General features: G+C 63.8%; 1 pseudogene. It reads right to left on the bottom strand.

Going from position 1 to position 301, the window contains the following annotated elements:
- Positions 1 to 301, bottom strand: a pseudogene (locus AC0L2O_RS36610) (ABC transporter permease); the annotation flags it as partial.

Here is a 301-nt window from a genome sequence, read left to right as displayed (position 1 = left end):
ACCGCCGGGTCATGATTGACGACCTGCGTCGCCATGATGAAGGCGCTCATCGTCGCTACGGTTCCGACCGACAGATCGATGCCGCCGGTCAGCATGGTCATGGTCTGGCAGCCGGCCAGAATTGCCAGCGGGATGGCGAATTTGACGGTGTTGGCAAGCCACCGCTCGTTGACGATGCCGGGGCGCAGGATCTGCAGCACCAGCACCAGGATGACGAGCAGGATGATCAGGGGAATCAGCGGCCGGTCGGCCATGAAGCGCTTGAGGCGGCGGCCGAAGGGTACCGGTTGGATCGCGGTTG

The organism is Bradyrhizobium sp. Kon10, from assembly GCF_055807395.1.
Note: the sequence above shows the minus strand (reverse complement) of the source record. Positions and strands in the feature narration are given on the sequence as shown.